This window comes from Arthrobacter globiformis, from assembly GCF_003261175.1.
Classification (GTDB): Bacteria; Actinomycetota; Actinomycetes; order Actinomycetales; family Micrococcaceae; genus Arthrobacter; species Arthrobacter globiformis_A.
Genome location: NZ_QLNP01000105.1, coordinates 53652 through 71872, shown reverse-complemented (window position 1 = coordinate 71872; position 18221 = coordinate 53652). Strand labels below are relative to the sequence as shown.

General features: G+C 67.7%; 12 protein-coding genes. 6 read left to right on the top strand and 6 right to left on the bottom strand.

The features are described 5' to 3' along the window. Positions 1 to 110: 110 nt before the first annotated feature. A complete protein-coding gene (locus DBZ45_RS21125) occupies positions 111 to 1550 on the top strand; it encodes a zinc-dependent metalloprotease (RefSeq protein WP_111905779.1) in 1440 nt (479 codons plus the stop codon). A gap of 101 nt (positions 1551 to 1651) precedes the next feature. Here the strand turns inward: DBZ45_RS21125 and DBZ45_RS21120 are convergent, their stop codons facing one another. The 3 genes from DBZ45_RS21120 to nudC form a co-directional block, all read right to left on the bottom strand. Continuing rightward, complete coding sequence (locus DBZ45_RS21120) at positions 1652 to 2245, bottom strand: M48 metallopeptidase family protein (protein ID WP_111906008.1); 594 nt, start codon at positions 2243 to 2245, stop codon at positions 1652 to 1654. 14 nt (positions 2246 to 2259) lie between these two features. Beyond that, positions 2260 to 4392, bottom strand: coding sequence for an ATP-dependent DNA helicase UvrD2 (locus DBZ45_RS21115; RefSeq protein WP_111905778.1), 2133 nt, complete (start codon positions 4390 to 4392; stop codon positions 2260 to 2262). An 85-nt stretch (positions 4393 to 4477) separates the two neighbouring features. Then, positions 4478 to 5530, bottom strand: a complete 1053-nt coding sequence (nudC, locus tag DBZ45_RS21110; protein ID WP_111905777.1) for an NAD(+) diphosphatase — start codon at positions 5528 to 5530, stop codon at positions 4478 to 4480. 164 nt (positions 5531 to 5694) lie between these two features. Here nudC and DBZ45_RS21105 point away from each other — a divergent pair, with 164 nt between their 5' ends. Beyond that, entirely contained in the window at positions 5695 to 7020 is a 1326-nt protein-coding gene (locus DBZ45_RS21105) for a macrolide 2'-phosphotransferase (protein ID WP_223257205.1), read from the top strand. A gap of 67 nt (positions 7021 to 7087) precedes the next feature. Here the strand turns inward: DBZ45_RS21105 and DBZ45_RS21100 are convergent, their stop codons facing one another. The 3 genes from DBZ45_RS21100 to DBZ45_RS21090 form a co-directional block, all read right to left on the bottom strand. After that, complete coding sequence (locus DBZ45_RS21100; RefSeq protein ID WP_111905775.1) at positions 7088 to 10555, bottom strand: ATP-dependent helicase; 3468 nt, start codon at positions 10553 to 10555, stop codon at positions 7088 to 7090. Beyond that, a complete protein-coding gene (locus DBZ45_RS21095; protein WP_223257220.1) occupies positions 10552 to 13800 on the bottom strand; it encodes an ATP-dependent helicase in 3249 nt (1082 codons plus the stop codon). Before DBZ45_RS21095 ends, DBZ45_RS21100 begins: the two co-directional genes overlap by 4 nt. Before the next feature lie 125 nt (positions 13801 to 13925). Further along, on the bottom strand, positions 13926 to 14342 hold the full coding sequence (locus DBZ45_RS21090; protein ID WP_111905774.1) for an MGMT family protein: 417 nt from the start codon (positions 14340 to 14342) through the stop codon (positions 13926 to 13928). A 144-nt stretch (positions 14343 to 14486) separates the two neighbouring features. Here DBZ45_RS21090 and DBZ45_RS21085 point away from each other — a divergent pair, with 144 nt between their 5' ends. From DBZ45_RS21085 to DBZ45_RS21070, 4 genes are all read left to right on the top strand, one after another. Beyond that, the gene (locus DBZ45_RS21085) at positions 14487 to 15197 is read left to right on the top strand and encodes a 3'-5' exonuclease (RefSeq protein ID WP_111905773.1); all 711 of its coding nucleotides are present in this window, start codon (positions 14487 to 14489) and stop codon (positions 15195 to 15197) included. 296 nt (positions 15198 to 15493) lie between these two features. Next, on the top strand, positions 15494 to 16564 hold the full coding sequence (locus DBZ45_RS21080) for a methionine ABC transporter ATP-binding protein (RefSeq protein WP_223257204.1): 1071 nt from the start codon (positions 15494 to 15496) through the stop codon (positions 16562 to 16564). Next, positions 16561 to 17232, top strand: coding sequence for a methionine ABC transporter permease (locus DBZ45_RS21075; RefSeq protein ID WP_111905772.1), 672 nt, complete (start codon positions 16561 to 16563; stop codon positions 17230 to 17232). Before DBZ45_RS21080 ends, DBZ45_RS21075 begins: the two co-directional genes overlap by 4 nt. A gap of 97 nt (positions 17233 to 17329) precedes the next feature. Beyond that, entirely contained in the window at positions 17330 to 18175 is an 846-nt protein-coding gene (locus DBZ45_RS21070) for a MetQ/NlpA family ABC transporter substrate-binding protein (protein ID WP_111905771.1), read from the top strand. Positions 18176 to 18221 lie beyond the last annotated feature (46 nt).

Below are 18221 nucleotides of genomic sequence, written 5' to 3'. Positions count from 1 at the left end.
TGCCGTTAGCTCTTTGCCTACAGCGAACGTCCCCGCTTTCGGCAGACAGCCGCTCCCGCACGGGGGTAGCGTGAAGTTGATTAATAGTCACACCGACGATCGGCGGGATCATGACCTCCAATCCACTCAATCCGTCCAATGGCGACGAAAATCCAAAGGATCCGCTAGCGGAGATGCTGCAGAACCTCATGGGCGGCAAGGGCCTGGGTGACATTGACCCCGCAGAACTGGCCAAAGCAGCCGGACTGCCGAACGACCCCAACCTGCTGGCCCAGATGTTCTCCCAGGTGCAGGCCATGATGAGCGCGCCCTCGGAGGGCCCTGTCAACTGGAAGCTCGCCCATGACAACGCCCGCCGCGTCGCCGCAGGCAGCTCCGACCCCTCAGTCACCTCCGCGCAGTCACGCGAAGTGGATGAGGCGCTGCGGCTGGCCGAGCTATGGCTCGACCAGGTCACCGACCTGCCCGCTACCGGCCTCATCGGGAAGGCGTGGTCCCGCGCCGAATGGGTGGAGGAGACACTCGGCACCTGGAAGCGACTTACGGAGCCCGTGGCCAACAGTGTGGCCAACGCCCTCTCCACCGCCATGACGGAGCAGATGCCGGAGGAGATGAAGTCCATGATGGGCGGCGCCTCGTCCATGTTGCAAAACGTGGGCGGTGCCATCTTCGGCATGCAGCTGGGCCAGGCGATCGGGGCCCTGTCCACCGATGTGGTCAGCTCCACGGACATCGGAGTTCCGTTGGCCGATCTGGAGATGGCGCTGCTTCCCGGCAACGTGGCCAAGTTCGGCGAGGGGCTCAGCCTTCCCGAAAACGACATCCGGCTCTTCCTCGCCGTCCGCGAGGCCGCCCATGCCCGCCTGTTCGTCCAGGTTCCGTGGCTGCGCGGGCACCTGCTCGGTGCCATTGAGGCCTACGCCCGCGGCATCCACATCGACACATCGCGGATCGAGGAGCTGGCCCGGGACCTTGACCCCAGCAACCCGGAGGGAATTCAGGAGGCCCTATCGCAGGGCGTCTTCATGCCGCAGCGCACGCCCGAACAGGACCAGGCACTGCAGAAGCTGGAAACCGCGCTGGCCCTCGTTGAGGGATGGGTGGACGAGCTTACCGCAGCCGCCACCGAAAAGGTCCTTCCCTCCGCCGCAGCGCTCCGCGAAACGGTCCGCCGCCGCCGGGCCACCGGCGGTCCCGCGGAACACGCGTTCGCTTCCCTCGTCGGACTGGAGCTGCGGCCCCGCCGGCTCCGCGAAGCCGCCACGCTGTGGGCGTCACTCAAGGCCGAGCGCGGCATCGACGGCCGCGACGCCATCTGGAAGCATCCGGACCTGCTCCCCACCGCCGAGGATCTTGACGATCCCACGGGATTCAGCGAACGCCGCAAGCTCGCCGAGGCCAGTGACAGCGAAGTGGACGATGCCCTTCAGAAGCTGCTGAACGGCGGCTTTGACAGCCCCGCCGAGGGCGACGCCGAGAAGAGTGACGGCGACGAAACCACCGAAGGCGAAAAATCTGCCGGCGACGAGGGCGACGCTCCGAAGAGCTAGGCGTATCCGCTGGTTGAGCTGGTTTCGACAAGCTCAACCAGCGGGGCCAGCTCAACCAGCGGGGCCTGCTCAACCAGCGGGGCCAGCTCAACCAGCGGTCGTTAAAGAGCCGGTGCTGCTTCGCCTGCCGGCAGGCCGCGGGACGTGGCAAACGACACGCCCTCGAGGAAAGCCTTGGCGCGCTCCGTTTCGGGGTAGGCCTCAAGCAGCTTCCAGAACGCCGCGTTATGGCCTGCCACCAGCAGGTGCGCCAGTTCGTGCAGCAGCACGTAGTCAATGACCCACTGCGGCATGGGCCGGAGCTTGTCTGAAAGCCGGATGGACCCGTCCGAGGGGGTGGCCGAACCCCAGCGGGAGTTTTGGTTGCTGACCCACCGGACCGATGTCGGGGCCGACCTGCCGCCCAAGTACCTGGCCGAGAGCTGAGCCGCGTGCGCGGCCAGCGCCGCGTCCGACGAAGGCCGCCGCCCCGCACCGCTGGAACGCTTCTCCCCCTGGGTCCGGAGCTTCTCCAGCATGCGGTGAACCCAGTCCGCCTCCTGCGCCCGGCTAAAGTGGGCGGGGATCGCGACGACGGCAGTGCCGTTCTCCCAGAAGGCCGCGACCGTGCGGCGCCGGCGGGCAGAGCGACGGATCTCAACCGGAGCCCCGTCATGGGTGACTAATGGAGTGCTGGTCACTTGTTTTGCGGGCATCTGTTTTCCGGGCATCAGAGTGTGCTGCTTTCCGTCAGCACCGCGAGGACTGCCTCGCCGTACCGCTCCAGTTTGGACGGGCCCACGCCCGCGAGGCGGGCCAGTTCCTCGAGCGAGGACGGCCGGGCTTCGGCGATGGCAGTCAGGGTTGCGTCCGTGAAAACCACGAAGGCCGGGACGTCGGCGGAGTGAGCGACCTCTTTGCGCCATTCACGGAGCGCGTTGAAAGTCTGCTCTTCATAGCTGGGCGGGCACTGGCTGCAGCGGCCAACCTTCCGCTCGGCTCCGCTGGCCAGCATGCTGCCGCAGACCCGGCAGGATGCTGGGGCGGCCGCCTTGCGGCGCGGCGCGGGTCCCCTCCCCCGCTCGGTGGAGCTGGCCACCGAGTCCGGGCGCAGCCCGTCAAGAAAGCGGGACGGTTTCCGGTTGGCACGTCCGCCGGGGGTCCGCGCGGTGGACCACGAGAGGGACAGGTGCTCGCGGGCCCGCGTGATGCCGACATAGAGCAGCCGGCGTTCCTCGTCCACCGCGGCGGGATCGTCCGCGAAGGAGATGGGCATGAGGCCTTCGCTCAGCCCGACGAGGAAAACCGCGTCCCATTCGAGGCCTTTCGCCGCGTGCAGGGAAGCCAGCGTGACCCCTTGGACGGTGGGGGCGTGCTGGGCAACGGAGCGTTCCTGAAGTTCGTTGACGAAGTCAGCCAGGCCGAACTGCGGCCCCCGGTTCTGCGCCAGCTCGTCCGCCAGAGCCACCAGCGCGGCCAGGGATTCCCAGCGTTCCCGCAGGGCACCGCCGCTGTGCGGGGCAGTGTCCGTGTAACCCAGCGACGCGACGATGTCGCGTACCAGCTGGCCCAGCGGCTGGGGATCGGACTCGGATACGGCACGGGTGGCCGCACGGAGCTGGAGGATCGCGTCGCGGACCTCCTTCCGGGCAAAGAACCGCTCGCCGCCGCGCAGCTGGTAGCCGATCCCCGCGGACGCCAGAGCCTGCTCGTAGGCCTCTGACTGGCCGTTGGTCCGGAACAGGACAGCGATCTCACTCGCCGGCACGCCGTTGTCAAGGAGTGTTCGGATCTTGCCGGCGACCGTCGCAGCCTCGGCTTCGTCATCCGTGCATTCTGTGAATTGCGGCAGGGGTCCGGGGTTCCGCTGGGCCACGAGCTTCAGCGGCGCGGCCCAGGCAGCATCGGCCGCCGGTCCGCCGCTCCGGCGCGAGGCGAGGAGATCGTTTGCCAGCTTGACCACCTGCGGAGTGGAGCGGTAGTCCCGGACCAGCTTGACCACGTTCGCGTCCGGGTACTGGGCTTTGAACCCGAGGAGGTGCTTCGGGGATGCGCCGGTGAACGAGTAAATGGTCTGGCTGGCGTCACCCACAACGCACAGCTCGTTGCGGCCGCCGAGCCAGAGCTCCAGGAGGCGCTGCTGCAACGGGGAAACGTCCTGGTATTCGTCCACCACGAAATGCCGGTACTGTTCCCGGACCGTCGCCGCCACCTTGGGGTCTTCCTGCAGGATGCCCACAGTAATCAGGAGGACGTCCTCGAAGTCGATGACGTTGCGGTCGGTCTTCACGTCCTCGTAGGCCTGGAACACGCGGGCCACGGCCGTAAGGTCAAAGCCTCCCGGCGCGCCCCTGTCCTGCGCGTTTTCCAGATAGTTGGCGGGCGTCAGCATGGATACCTTGGCCCACTCTATTTCTGACGCCAGGTCGCGGATGGAGGCACGGTCGGTGCTCAGCCGAAGCCGGCGGGCGGCCTCGGCGATCATCTGTGCCTTATGGTCCAGCAGGTTGGGCAGCGCCCCGCCCACCGCCTGCGGCCAGAAAAACTGGAGCTGCCGCAGCGCGGCCGCGTGGAACGTCCTGGCCTGGACGTTCCCAACCCCAAGATCGCGGAGCCGGCTGCGCATTTCCGCTGCCGCCCGTGCCGTAAATGTGACCGCCAGCAGCCGCTGCGGACTGTAGACCCCCGAGTGCACGCCGTAGGCGATCCGATGGGTGATGGCGCGGGTCTTGCCGGTGCCGGCTCCGGCGAGCACGCAGAGCGGGCCGGTCAGGGTGGTGGCCACTTCCCGCTGCTCCGCGTCGAGGCCGCCTAGGATCCGGTCCTCCAGGGAGGCGTTGCCATCAGGAATTTCTGTCGTCACTTCTTGCTGCTTGCTTCATATGGATGGATGGGCTGCTCCGCCATGGTGGCGTCAACGGTGTGCATGTTGCCGGCCGGCGCGCCGGTCAGTCGTCAGCCGGACGGTCCTGGATCACGCCGCCGTACCAGTGTTCGATGAGGGACCTGGCGATGGAGAGCCGGGTGGAGATGGTAATTTCACCGCTGAGCACTGCCTCCTGGAGTTCCTCCCGGCTGTACCAGCGCGCCCGGGTGACCTCGACGCCGTCGGGCTTTGCTTCTGTGTCGTCGGTGACGGCTGTAAAGCCGAGCATGAGGGACGCCGGGAACGGCCACGACTGGGAGCCGAGGTACTGGCACGCCCGCACCCGCACGCCCACCTCTTCCTGGATTTCCCGGACGACGGCCTGTTCGAGGGATTCCCCGGGCTCGACGAATCCGGCCAGGGTGGAGTAGTTCTTCGCATCCAGCGGACCGCCACCGCCCAGCAGGACGCGGCCGTCCGGGCCAACCACCGTGACGATGATGGCCGGGTCCGTGCGCGGGTAGTGTTCGGAGTTGTCGGCCGGGCACCGCCGGACCCATCCGCCGGCCTCCACGTTGGTGACGGCGCCGCACCGGGGGCAGTGGGTGTGGGTGGCGTGCCAGTTGGCAATGGCACTGGCCTCAACGAACAGGGCGGTGTGCGTGGCGTCCAGTTGCGCGGCGACGTCCCGGAAGCCTTCCCAGGTGGCGTCGGCGGGCAGGCCTGCAGTACCGGGGTCCACCGGTTCCGGCAGAATGAAGAGCAGGACACCCGTTCCGGCAGGCAGGTCCTCGGAGCCGAGGGCCGCGCCGAGATAGATGACGTGCGCCGGGCCGGACGCCGTTCCCTCAAGCCGGTCCAGCAGCGGTCCGGCCTCTGCCAGGACGAGCGCGTCCCCGTGGACCAGCGCATGCCGGCCGGACAGGAGCATGGCCTTGGCGGTTCCCGCCGCCAGCAGGTCCGGAATGAGGCCAGGCCTCATCCGTTCAACCGACCCCCTGTTGACCATTGCGGGCCGAACCGGCAGCACGGTATTGAAGAGTTGGTTGGCCGGCAGTTGGCCTGCCGGCAGCTGGTTTTCCGTGATGGCGCCCGCCGCTTGACCGACCGGCGCAGCGGCCTCCGCATGACTCATGTATCCACCGTACTGACTCGCAGTGACAATTTACATTTCAGGAGGGCAGCGGCAGCCCCGGACAGTGAGTTTCCACTCGCCTCGCCGTACCCATATTTGGGCGGATCTCAAGACTCGCCGCGACACATCATTGTCTTGGACGCCGCTCAATCTACCGTGGAACCGTGAGAAGAGAACCAATCGAACTGGCAGCTGTGGCCACCGCGGCAGTCCCCGGACTGAGCCCAACTGCAGTGAGCTCTGCCCCGGACGACCCGGCGGACTTTGATTCGGCCCTCCTTCTTGATGCCGAAGGCAAGCGCTGGCGCGTCCGCTCCCCCCGGCACGCGGAAGCAAGCACCAGGCTGGAGACGGAGTTCCTGGTACTGCGTGCTTTCGCGCCCGCCATCCGGGCCGAACTGCCGTTTCTCATGCCGACCGTGGCCGGCACCGTCCGGCAGCAGGACCTGACCACTTTTGTGTACTCCCACCTCCAAGGCACCACGCGCACCGTCGAAGAGCTGACGGCGGGCCCGCAGGAGCTGGCGAAGGAGATCGGCACGGCGCTGGCGGCCATTCACGACCTGCCCCGCGCGCTGGTGAGCAACGCCGACCTGCCCAGTTACACCCCGAACGAGTTCCGGCAGCGCAGGCTCAACGAACTCGACATGGCCGCGACCACGGGCAAGATTCCCGCCCTCCTGCTCCGCCGCTGGGAACACGCCATGGAAGACGTCTCACTGTGGCGCTTCAACCCCTGCGTGGTGCACGGTGACCTGCACGAGGACAACCTGCTGGTCGACGGCCACCGCGTCACCGCCGTGACCGGCTGGACCGACCTGCGCATCGGCGACCCCGCTGACGACCTCGCCTGGCTCGTGGCATCCAATGAGCACGAATTCGTCGATGCCGTGGTGAAGCACTACACCGCGAAGCGCCGCGACGCGCCCGACAACCACCTGCTGCGCCGCGCCGCGCTCTCCGCCGAGTTTGCGCTGGCCCAGTACCTCGTCAAGGGCATCGCGGCGGCCGACGCCGACATGATCGCTGAGGCGGAAGGCATGCTTTCCACGCTGGCCGACGACATCGCCGAATACGGCGGCCAGCCCATCAGTGTGGAACCGCTGCCCCCGGCCAAGCCCGACTCCCCGCCAACCGGCCAGGCAGCGGCCGCTCCCGGCCTCGTGGATGCCCCGGCAGCCACCGACGCCTCGGAGGCCATGCCCGCCGTCCATGTCACGCCCATTCCTGTTGACATGGCACCGGTCCCGGTCAAGGTGACGCCCATCCCGGCGGACAGGGAGAACGCCGGGGGCACCACCGGCCCGCCGGCAGGGCAGGACGCCTCGCACGATGCAGCGGATGATGACGCGGCGGAGGATGCTGGCGCATCTGACAGTGCCGAATTCCCCGGTTCGGATGACGGGAACCAGGAAGCCCCGGCTCCGAAACCCTCCGGCGCCGACACCTCCACTGTTGCCCTCACGGTGGTCGACGCGAAGACGACCTAGCCTTCCAGGGCGGCCTGGCCGGGCTGCGCATCCGAACCCGCCGGTCTTCAAAACCGGCCGGCGCTTCCTAACCGGCGAGGGCGGCAGCCACGATCCCTTCCAGTTCGGCGCCTGACGCCAGGTCGTGGGGGCGCACCACATGGTTGTCCGCCACGTAGAAGAAGGCAGCGCGGACCTCCTCCACCGGGACGCCCTTGAGCCGGGCCCAGGCCAACCGGTAGACAGCCAACTGGACGCTCTTGGTCTTAAGCTGCCCTGCCGACGGCCGGCGGCCGGTCTTCCAGTCCACGAGGTCCCAGCCGCCGTCGGCGTCCCGGAACACCGCGTCAATGCGGCCGCGGACAACAACGTCGCCGATCCGGGTCTCCACGGGGACTTCGACGTAGGCGGGCGATCTGTGTGCCCAGCGGGAGTCCTTGAATGTAGCCACCATGTCGTCCAGGCCGTAGGCCTCGTCAATGTGGTTGTCAGAGCCCGGCGCTTCGCCGAGATCCAGCATGCCCGCCGTTCCAAAGTACTCTTCCACCCAGGCATGGAAGGCAGTTCCCTTGCGCGCCGACATCCCCGGTTCGCGCGGGACAGGCCTCCTGAGCCGCTGGACCACGGCCTCGGCGTCCTCACCCAGGTCAACAAGGGTGGACGCTGAGATGTGCCCGGGCAGATGAACGTCGCGGCTCCGGGCCCGCCTCAAGCGGCGTTCCAGAAGGACTGCGGCTTCACGTTCCCAGCCGGCGGCCTGGGCACGGAGACCCTGGCCCGCGGGGAGCCCCGGCGTACCGGCCTCGACCGCGGCGATCTCGGCGAGCAGCCGCCCGGCGGCACGGTCCATCGCTTCCCGCCGTCCCGGCACTAGCCGCAACCGGTTCCCGCTGCGGGGGTCCACAGGTCCTTCCAACGGATCGTACGGCCAGGCCGCCACCTCCAGCTCCCGGGTCAGGGGACTTTCCTGGGGCAGGGATTCCTCATCGACAGAATTAGGGTGGATCTCAGCAGTTTCCTCTTCGGCCAGGGGCGCCAGCTCGGCAAGGAACGGCGACATCTCCGCCATCCCGCCGCGTCCGCCCACCCAGGCCCCGCTGGATACCCAGAGCACGTGCTTGGCCCGCGTGTATGCAACATAGGCCAGCCGCCGTTCCTCAGCCTCGCCGTGGGCCTGGACGTCGGCCTTGAACATCTTCTCGGCGTCCAGCCAGCCCTTCTGGTCCGGCTGGTCCAGATCCCACTGCGGAAGATCGGCACGGTCGCCGCGCAGAGGCCAGGGCAGGGCCGCGGAGCCGCTGCTCCACCTCGAATCACGGCTGCTGGGGAACGCGCCCGAGTTCAGGCCGGGCACGAACACGACGTCCCATTCGAGTCCCTTCGAGGCGTGCACCGTCAGCAGCTGCACGGCCTCGTGGTTGACGTCCGCGGGCGGCACGTCCAGGCCGCCCTCCTCCGATGCCGCCGCTTCCAGCCACGAAAGGAAGGCCAGGACGTCCACCCGGTGGGATGTCTGCAGGAACCCGGCGGCCGCGTCCTGGAACGCATCCAGGTTCCGCCGCGCCTGGTGAATGCTGAAGCCTGGCCTCGCAGCGACCTCGATGTCCAGCAGCATGGCCCGTTCAACCTCGCCCAGCAGGGTGGTCAGGTCCTCCCCCATCAACGCCCGAAGCTGCCGCAGCTCCGTGCCCAGGCGCTGCAGCCGCTCCAGTGCAGGAGGGGTCAGGCTGCGGCCGTGAGCCGACGTCCATCCTTCCTTGGGCAGCCAGTCCAGGGCTTCGACGAGGCTTGCGGCGTCGGTGATGTCGCCCTCGATAACGACGTCGGCGGCGTCCGCTTCCTCGTCGCCGGACGGATCGTTTCCGCCCAGTCCACGGCCGCCATCGACAATGCCGCGGCGCCGGGCCAGAAACGCGGACCAGTCCCGGAACGCCATGAGGTCAGCCGGACCGATCCGCCAGCGGGCTCCGGCAAGGAGGCGCATCAAGGAATCCGACCGTCCGGGGTCGGCCAGGACCCGCAGCGTGGACACCAGGTCCACAATTTCGGGAGTGTCCAGCAGGCCCCCGAGGCCCACGATTTCGTACGGGATGCCTGTGGCCTCGAATTCCTTGCGGAGGCATTCCATCTGTGCGCGCCTCCGGCACAGGACGGCCATGGCCGGTTGGATGCGCGGCTCCGGGGAGGAACCGTCGAAATCCGTGGCCCGGAACCTCAGGAGATCCTTGGCGATCGCCGTTGCTTCATCTTCATCGGTGGCAAAACGGCCGATCACCACCCGGCCTTGCACCGCGGCGGGGCTGGGCCGGAGCGCAGGCACCTCTACGGCGGCGCTGGAGGACCTTTGCCCTGCCGGCCCGCCCTGGGCCGCGGCGGCGCTGAGCGGCGCCGAGATGAGGTTGGCCGCGGCCAGGATATTGCGGCCGTTCCGCCAGGCAGTGGTCAGGTATGAAACGGGGGCGGGACGCCGGGACGCCGTCCCTGGCTGGCCGTCCTCGCAGACCGGAAACTCGTTGACGAAGTGGAACAGCTGTCCGGCGGACGCCCCGCGGAAGCCGTAGATGGACTGGTTCGGATCACCCACGGCTGTGACGGCGTGGCCGTCCCCGAAGAGCCTGGAGAACAGCACCAGCTGGGCGTGTGACGTGTCCTGGAATTCGTCCAGCAGCACCACCTTGTAGCGCTGGCGCTCCATCTCGGCGGCCAGGGGCACCTCGCGGGCCACGCGTGCCGCGAGCGCCACGAGGTCGCCGAAGTCCAGGGCACCGCGTGCCCTCTTTGCCTCCGCATACCGACCCACGAGCTCTGCCACACTTGCCCGTGTCCGGAGCATGGCTCCGACTTCGCCGGCGGCCTGGCTGGGGTTCTTCTTTGCCCCTGCCGCGTACGGCAGGGCCTCGTACTCGGTGAGCCGCTGCATCAGCCAGTCCTGGACACCGTCCGGCTGCTGGAGGTGCTCCGCGCACTCCCCCGCGAGCTGGGTGACGGCTTTGACGAGGGTGGACTTGGCCACCCTGAAGTGCGAGTACTCCCCGTCGAACGCTTCAACTACCTCACTGGCCAGCTGCCAGGCCTGCGCGCCGCCCAGCAGTACGACATCCCGCTCGATCCCGAGCCGCAGGCCGTAGTCGGAGACGATGCCGCTGGCAAACGAGTGGTAGGTGGAAACCTTCGGCTCCAGGGCGTCGGCGCTGAGCAGTGCCCCTGCCACGGCACCACCAGAGTCACCAGTGCCGGCGGCGTCACCGGTGACGGTCCGCTGCAGCGCGCTGAGCTTGGCGCGGATGCGGCTGGCCAGCTCGCCGGCAGCCTTCCGCGTGAAGGTGACACCGAGGACTTCCTCCGGCCTGACCCAGCCGTTCGCGACCAGCCAGACGACGCGGTCGGCCATGGTGGCGGTCTTACCTGAGCCCGCCCCGGCGATGACGAGCCGGGGTGCAAGCGGCGAGGAGATGATGGCCGACTGTTCCGCGGTCGGGAGGTTTTTCTCGCCCAGCAGGACGGTCAACTCTTCCGGACTGAATCTGGGCTCGGGCAGCTCCGCCGTCCGGCTCATTCGGTAACCTGCTTTCCCCGCGCACACAGCGGACATACCTCCGGCAACCGGCAGCCGTGGCCGCCGAAGCCGGCCTTGGCGGGATCGTGCCTTGCCTCAAATTCGTGGCCGGACATCACCGCGGCTGCGTCGTTCACCATTTCCATCGCCCAGTTATCCGCCGGGTCCAGCGGATCCTGGTGCTGGATACCCGGGCTCTTGGTGGTGGTGCCCAGCTGGGCCAGCACGGCGCCGCCGGGCTTCGGTTCGGCCTCGGATGCCGCGGTGGCGCCAAAGCCGCCAGCCAGAACGGCCGCCTGGTAGGCGCCCAGCTGCGGGTGCCGGCCCAGTTCGGCCTTGCCCGGCTGCCGTTTGCCCGTCTTGAGGTCGACGATCACCAGCCGCCCTTCGCCGTCGATCTCCAGCCGGTCCACCTGTCCGCGCAGGACGGCTGACCGAGGGCCTGCATCGGTGGGAACATCGCCGCGGGGAACAGCCCCTGGCTCGGGCAGGCTCACCTCGAAGTCCTGCTCGACGCCGGCCAGCCGCCGGCCCTCGCTGCGCATGACGAGGATGTACTGCGCCAGTTTCCGGACCATGGCTTCCGCTCGGCGGAAGTCCAGCTTGCCTTCCCAGTTGTCTTTCATGCCCAGGGCCGGCCAACGCTGGACGAGTTCGGCAAGGTATTCGGCTCCGCTGGCATCGGGGAGGTCCTGGGCGATGGCGTGCACCAGGGTGCCGAGGCTGCGGGCGAAGTCCGTGGCCGCCTCGCCTCCGGCGGCCTGGACGAACCAGTCCAGCGGCGACTTCTGCACCGACTCAACCTTGGACGGCGAAACGTAGACGGTGCCGCCAGGAGGCACAACACGGTCCACGGACGTCAGCGGGGGCAGCCCCCACCAGGAGTCCGGATGGGCTCCGGGAACTGGCGGCTCCGCCGTGGCTAGCCGGGCCAGGACACGCACGGCCTCGTCCGCCTCTGCGGCCAGCCGGCCGTCCAGCTGGGCGTACTGGCGGAGTTCGGCCACGAGCGCACGCAGCGTCAGGGGCCGTTCCACCGGGGTGTAGCCGCGCCCCTCCTGGTCCGGCAGCAGCGGCGCGACGTAGTCCAGAAAGGAGGACGGCTGCTCATCTTCCGACGACACGGCGGTGCACAGCAGCACGTCCCTGGCCCGGGATACCGCCGTCGAAAAGCTGCGGAGTTCGTCGTAGCGGATCTCCCGCAGCCGGCTCAGCGGGCCGAGCTGGAGCGCATACTCCACGCCATGTTCGACGGCGTCCGCGAACAGTGTGCTGCCAAGGAGCTCGCCGCGGAGTCGGGTATTGGGCCAGACACCTTCCTGCAGGCCGGCAACGATGACGAAGGGCCATTCCCGGCCGGCGGCACTGGCAGGCGTCATGAGCTCGACGGCGTCGTCAACCTGGGCACGCGCGGCCAGGGTGTCCATGGGCAGTTCCTGGTTGAGCAGGTATTCGAGGAACTGTTCGGGGCCGGATCCGGGCATCTGGTCCACGTAGCGCTCGGCCGTGTGGAACAGAGCCATCATGGCGTCCAGGTCCCGGTCCGCCCGGGCTCCCACCAGCCCGCCTGCAAGTGCAGCGGACGTCCATGCCGCCGCGAGGCCGGTGGAGTGCCAGAGTGCCCACAGCACTGTTTCGGCGTTGGACCCGGGTTCGGCAACGGCCTTCCGCCCGGCCTGGACCATCCGGGCGACCCTGCGGGCCGAGCGGCCCTCGATGCCGAGTGCACCGAGCGCGCCGGGTTCAAGGAGCGCCTCCACGAGCAGGGCATCGCTGGAGCGGCCGCCGCCGCCGAGCAGCTCCTCCCGCCGCAGCGACTGGCGAAGCCGGCGCAGTTCGAGGGACGTGGCCCCTCCAATGCGGGAAGTAAGCAACGACACAGCGGATTCGGGCGTGAGGACTTCCGGATCCAGGGCCACCGCGTAGGCGTCGAGCAGCGGACGGACGGCCACTTCGTCGCGCACGGCGGATTCAGCCACCGGAATCCGCACCGGAATGCCCTGGCCGGAGAGGTAGCGCTGTAGCTGGCTCAGTTGGCCGCCGTTCCGGACAATGACGGCAATGTCCTCGAACGACCGCCCGTCCCGGAGGTGCGCCTCGAGAATTCTTTGGGCCACGTACCGCTGCTCATGCACAGCCGAGGGCAGCAGATGGGCTTCCACGGTGCCGCCTGCCGGCGGGGTGGCGTCAGCGCGTTCCCCGGCAATATCCGCAGGGTCGGAGCCAACCGGGTCCAGACGGCGGGCGAGCTGGCCGCCGGCCCGGAGGGAAATCCGGTCCGCCACCCCGAGCCAGGCCCGGGCGACGGCCGGCTGATGGCGGTGGGCACGGGACAGCGGCTTCTCAGCGGTTGTCCGTTCCTCGCCGCCGAGCAGGCCCGGGAGCTCGGCCACGAGGTCCGGCCGCGCTCCGCGGAATCCCTGCACCACAGTGTCCGGTGCGGACGTCACGTAGACATCCTTGCCGGCGGCCACATCGGCCAGGAGTTCGAAGACGGCTGGATTGGCCTCCTGGATGTCGTCCACAAGAATCAGCTGGAGACGGTCGCGTTCGGCCGCCAGGAAGTCCGGGAAATCCTGAAAGAGTTGGCGGGCTGCGGTGATGATGCCGGCGGGATCGAACGCCTCCGGCATGCGGAGGTCGAGGACATCGCGGTACTCGGCATACAGTGCCGCAGCGGCGATCCAGTCCGGCCGTCCGCAGGCGTGGCCCAGGTCAACGAGGTCCTCGGCGGTCCGGCCCGTCTCTGTGATCCGGTCGAAGAGCTGGCGGACCTCATGCCGGAACCCGCGCGTAGGCAGGGCGGCCGCGAGGTCATCGGGCCAGGGCAGCCCGAGGCCCGGCAGGGCATGACCCTCCAGCAGTTCCTTGATGATGAGGTCCTGCTCGGGGCCTGACAGGAGCCGCGGCGCCTTTGACAGCGGCAGGAGCCCTTCTGCCTTGGCACGGCGGATGAGGTCAAAGGCATACGCCGCCCAGGTGCGGGCCGGGGTGGTGCTCAGGCTCCTGTTCAGCCTTGCAGTAAACCGGTCCCGCAGGGTGTCGGCCGCAAGGCGTCCGGGGGCGAGTATGAGGATGCGCTCCGGGTCGACCCCTTCCGACTCCACCCGGCGGATTGCCGCTTCGATGAGCACGGTGGATTTGCCGGTGCCGGGCGCTCCTGGGACCAGTACGGGGCCAGCTCCCCGGGGCACTTCGACGGCGGCCTGCTGGTCCGCTGTGAGGACCGGAACCCGGGAGTGCACCTGGCGAGGGGGCAGCAAACGAAGACCCGTAGGGCGAAACGGGGCGGCGGAGAAAGAATCCCCGTGGTCCCGCTCCGAAGTGAGTGCGGAAGCCTGATCGGCGGAGGTTTGGTCGAGTGCTACGGTCACACGGACATTCCATCATCCGGGACCGACAATTTTCGCAGCAACGCCTCCAGCCGCTCGGCGATCACGTCAAGGGCGTCAAAATCGGCGTCGGACGGCGCCCACCGCGCCGCGGTAAGATCCACCCGCCACCGTCCTTCACCCCTCTTGGCAAACCCGCGGTAGTCCCCGCGCAGGGGTGTGCCCTCCTGCAGGTAGTGGGTGAGGGCCTCGGACTCATGGCCATCCGGGGCCAGTCCGCTGGCCCGCAGCACCCGCCACCAGGGGACTCCGCTGCCGTAGTGGCTCAGCACGGACCCCACCTGCCGGGGCCCTCCGGCGCCAAGAAGCTCAGCGACGTCGCCGTAAGCCACCGCCGAACCGGCCGGGATGAGGTCAACCACCGCCAAAACCGCCTCCACGTACTCCGCGCGCATGCCTTCAGACTATCGGCCGGCACGCACCATCGGCTGTCACGACAGGCGCCGTGTGCGCCTTCCCACAGCGTGTCTTCGCACACCATGCCGGACACGCGCGGGGCAAGGACCTTCACTGTCGGTGGCTCCGGGTAATTTGGAGCCATGAGCACTTGGAACACTCTCCCCCGGGCCGCGTTCGACCTCGAAACCACGGGCCGCAACTCCCGTGCCGCCCGGATCGTGACGGCTTCTGTCACCGTGGTGGACAACTCCGGCAACGTGATTCGCGAGCATGAGTGGCTTGCCGACCCGGGGGTTGAGATTCCGGCGGAGGCCAGCGACATCCACGGGATCACCACCGAACACGCCCGCAGCAACGGCCGGCCTGCGGCCGAGGTCACCAAAGAAGTCGCTGCCGTGCTCCAGGGGCTCTTCGACGACGGCGTTCCGGTGATCGCGTTCAACGCCAGCTACGACTTCACCGTCCTGGCCGCCGAGTCGGCCCGCTATGGCGTGCCGCAGCTGAGCCGGTTCCCCGTCCTGGACCCCTACATCATGAACAAGCAGGTGGACCGGTACCGCAAGGGCAAGAGGACGCTGACGGCCTTGTGCGAGGAGTATGGCGTGGAGCTGGAAAACGCCCACACATCTGCCGCGGACGCCCTGGCCACGCTGCGCATGCTCGATGCCATGGCCGGCAAGTTCCCCAAGCTGAGCATGCCGGCCGGCCAGCTGCACCAGCTTCAAGTGGACTGGGCGGTCAGCCAGGCCGCTGACTTCCAGCAGTACCTCCGCAAGACCAAGCCCGCCGCTGTTATCGAGGGTGACTGGCCCGTGCTGCCGCCGGAGGACGCCAGCCGCGGCGGCTTCTAAATCCAGGCGGCGATAAGCCAAGAAGCATGCCAGGAACAGAACGAAAGCCGCTGGGACGAAGATCACAGCACCGGGTAAAAGCCCTGGCGGTCATCCCGCCGTCATCCTGATTCAGGAAGTCCCTTGGGGGCCGCCATTCACGCGGCCTGCAGGCAAGATGAGCAGTCAGTAGTGCGGCTGAATCGGGCACGGCCGAACAATGTTCGGAAGTGGCTGGCGTTTCCCCGCGCTGACATAATTTAGTTCAGAACCGTGCTTGTGCTATGCCCTGCCCAAGTCCTACCTCCTGAGGATAAATGATCACAGTCACCGACCTGCGCAAGGTCTACCGTCAGGGGAAAAAGGAAGTGGTGGCCCTCGACGGGGTATCGCTTTCTGTCCCCAAAGGCTCCATCCACGGCATCATCGGCCATTCCGGAGCGGGCAAGTCCACCCTGGTGCGTTGCCTGACACTGCTGGACCGCCCGACGTCGGGGTCGGTCAACATTGACGGTACTGAACTGAGCTCTGTCAGGGACTCGGAAATCCGTGCCGCCCGCCGCCGCATCGGTATGGTCTTCCAGCACGCAAACCTCATGGATTCGCGGACGGCCGCCGGAAACGTGGCCCATCCCATGGAACTGGTCAAGGCGCCCAAGGACAAGATCCGGGCCAAGGTCGCCGAGCTGCTGAAGCTTGTGGGCCTCGAAGGCTTCGAGAATGCCTACCCCTCCCAGCTTTCCGGCGGACAGCGCCAGCGCGTTGGCATCGCCCGCGCCCTGGCATCGGACCCGGACGTCCTGCTGTGCGACGAGCCCACGTCCGCGCTGGATCCCGCCACCACCGATGAAATCCTGGACCTGATCCAGGACCTGACCCGCCGCCTGCAGCTCACGGTGCTCATCATCACCCACGAGATGCATGTGGTGAAGCGCGTCTGCGGGTCCGTGTCCCTGCTGTCCAAGGGGCGGGTCATCGAGTCAGGTCCGCTCGCCGAGGTCGCCTCGGACCTGGACAGCAAGCTGGCGCGGGCACTTCTGCCCCTGCCGGCGTCGGAGCCCATCAAGGGTGCCCTTCAGGCCGGGCCGGTACTGGAAATCCTTTTCTCCGGCGACGGCGCCAAGGAGCCCGTGCTCACGGGGGTGGCACGGCATTTTGACATTGACCTGAACGTTCTTGCCGGCAGCGTCGAAACCCTCGGCGGCCAGCAGTTCGGCCACCTGCGGGTCCAGCTGGGCGACGACGCCGACCGCGACGCCGTCCTGGGCTACCTCCGCAGCCGTGGCATCAGCGCCAAGCTGGCAGGTTCAGTCGCCGACGAGGCGGAACTGGCTGAATTCGCCCCGGCGGACACTGACTTCGCCGCCGAGACGGGAGACTCCAAGTGAACGAGATCTTCAGCAACCCTGTCCTGGCCAAGGCACTGCCGGAGGCCATCGTCGAGACCCTCCAGATGGTGGGAATCTCTGCCTTCTTCACTGTGCTGATCGGACTGCCGCTCGGCGTCTTCCTGCACGTCACCGTCCCCGGCGGGCTGCGGCCCATGCCGGTAGTCAACCGGATCGTCAGCGACATCGTCGTGAACATCACCCGGTCCATCCCCTTTGCGATCCTGATGGTGGCCCTGATCCCGCTCGCCCGGCTCCTCGTGGGGACCAGCCTCGGGCCGGTGGCTGCCTCCGTTTCGCTCTCCATCGGAACCATTCCGTTCTTCGCCCGCCTCGTGGAGGCCTGTCTCCGCGACGTCCACCACGGCAAGATCGACGCTGCCCAGGTGATGGGCTCCACCCGGATGCAGGTCATCAGCAAGGTGATGCTGCCCGAATCCCTGCCCGCGCTCGTTGCAGCCGCAACCACCACTGTTGTGACCCTGGTGGGCTACAGCGCCATGGCCGGCCTCGTCGGCGGCGGCGGACTGGGCAAGCTCGCCTACAACTACGGATTCCAGCGCTTCGACGTCACGGTCATGATCGTCACCATCGTGCTGATCATTGTCCTCGTCCAGCTCATCCAGCTCACGGGCGAATGGATCTCCCGCAGCCTGGACCACCGCTAAAAGTCTTCACGGCAGCGAGTAGCCGCTCACTGCACCTGAATCGGATCTCCCCGGCGCCGCCGTCGGGATCCAGGTTATTTCGAAAGGAACGCATCCCATGCGTAAATCACTCACCCTCCTCGCCACCGGCATCGCCGCGGCCCTGGCACTGACCGGGTGCGGCGGTTCCTCCGCCCCCAGCGCCGAGTCGAGCCAGGCTCTTGACCCGGCCAAGCCCGTTACCCTCACCGTCGGTGCCAGCCCCGTTCCGCAGGCCAAGATCCTTGAGTTCCTGAACCAGGACCTCGCCCCGAAGGCCGGCCTCAAGCTGGATATCAAGGAGATCGAGGACTATCAGACGCCCAACACGGCGCTGAGCGACGGCTCGCTGGATGCCAACTACTACCAGCACCTGCCGTGGTTCGAGGACCAGGTCAAGACCAAGGGCTACGACTTTGGCCACGGCGCCGGCGTCCACATCGAGCCGTACGCCGCCTTCTCCGAGAAGGTCAAGAACATCAGCGAGATCAAGGACGGCGCCAAGATCGCCATCACCAACGATCCCTCCAACCAGGTCCGGGCGCTCCGGGTGCTGGAAAAGGCCGGCCTGGTCAAGGACATCAAGGATGACACCTCCGTCATCGCCCTGACTGATGCCCAGAACCCGAAGAAGCTGAAGTTCTCCGAGAACCAGCCGGAACTGCTGATCAACGACCTGAAGGATCCCTCCGTGGACCTGGCACTGATCAACGGCAACTTCATCCTCAAGGCCGGGCTCAGCACCACTGAAGCCCTGGCCGTGGAATCCACCGAGAACAACCCGTACGCCAACTTCCTGGCCTGGCGCTCGGAGTCCAAGGACGATCCGCGCATCAAGAAGCTGGACGAGCTGCTCCACTCCGCCGAGGTCAAGGCCTTCATCCAGAAGGAATGGCCCAACGGTGACGTGACCGTAGCCTTCTAGGCAGGCTTTCCGGCATGCCGGGGCACTGAGAACCAAAAAACTCTGG

What these genes read in the sequence shown, in the direction of transcription:
- DBZ45_RS21125 (WP_111905779.1), top strand. Translation starts at nt 111, where the DNA reads ATGACCTCCAATCCACTCAATCCGTCCAATGGCGACGAAAATCCAAAG.
- DBZ45_RS21120 (WP_111906008.1), bottom strand. Translation starts at nt 2,245, where the DNA reads ATGCCCGCAAAACAAGTGACCAGCACTCCATTAGTCACCCATGACGGG.
- nudC (WP_111905777.1), bottom strand. Translation starts at nt 5,530, where the DNA reads ATGAGTCATGCGGAGGCCGCTGCGCCGGTCGGTCAAGCGGCGGGCGCC.
- DBZ45_RS21100 (WP_111905775.1), bottom strand. Translation starts at nt 10,555, where the DNA reads ATGAGCCGGACGGCGGAGCTGCCCGAGCCCAGATTCAGTCCGGAAGAG.
- DBZ45_RS21090 (WP_111905774.1), bottom strand. Translation starts at nt 14,342, where the DNA reads ATGCGCGCGGAGTACGTGGAGGCGGTTTTGGCGGTGGTTGACCTCATC.
- DBZ45_RS21085 (WP_111905773.1), top strand. Translation starts at nt 14,487, where the DNA reads ATGAGCACTTGGAACACTCTCCCCCGGGCCGCGTTCGACCTCGAAACC.
- DBZ45_RS21080 (WP_223257204.1), top strand. Translation starts at nt 15,494, where the DNA reads ATGATCACAGTCACCGACCTGCGCAAGGTCTACCGTCAGGGGAAAAAG.
- DBZ45_RS21070 (WP_111905771.1), top strand. Translation starts at nt 17,330, where the DNA reads ATGCGTAAATCACTCACCCTCCTCGCCACCGGCATCGCCGCGGCCCTG.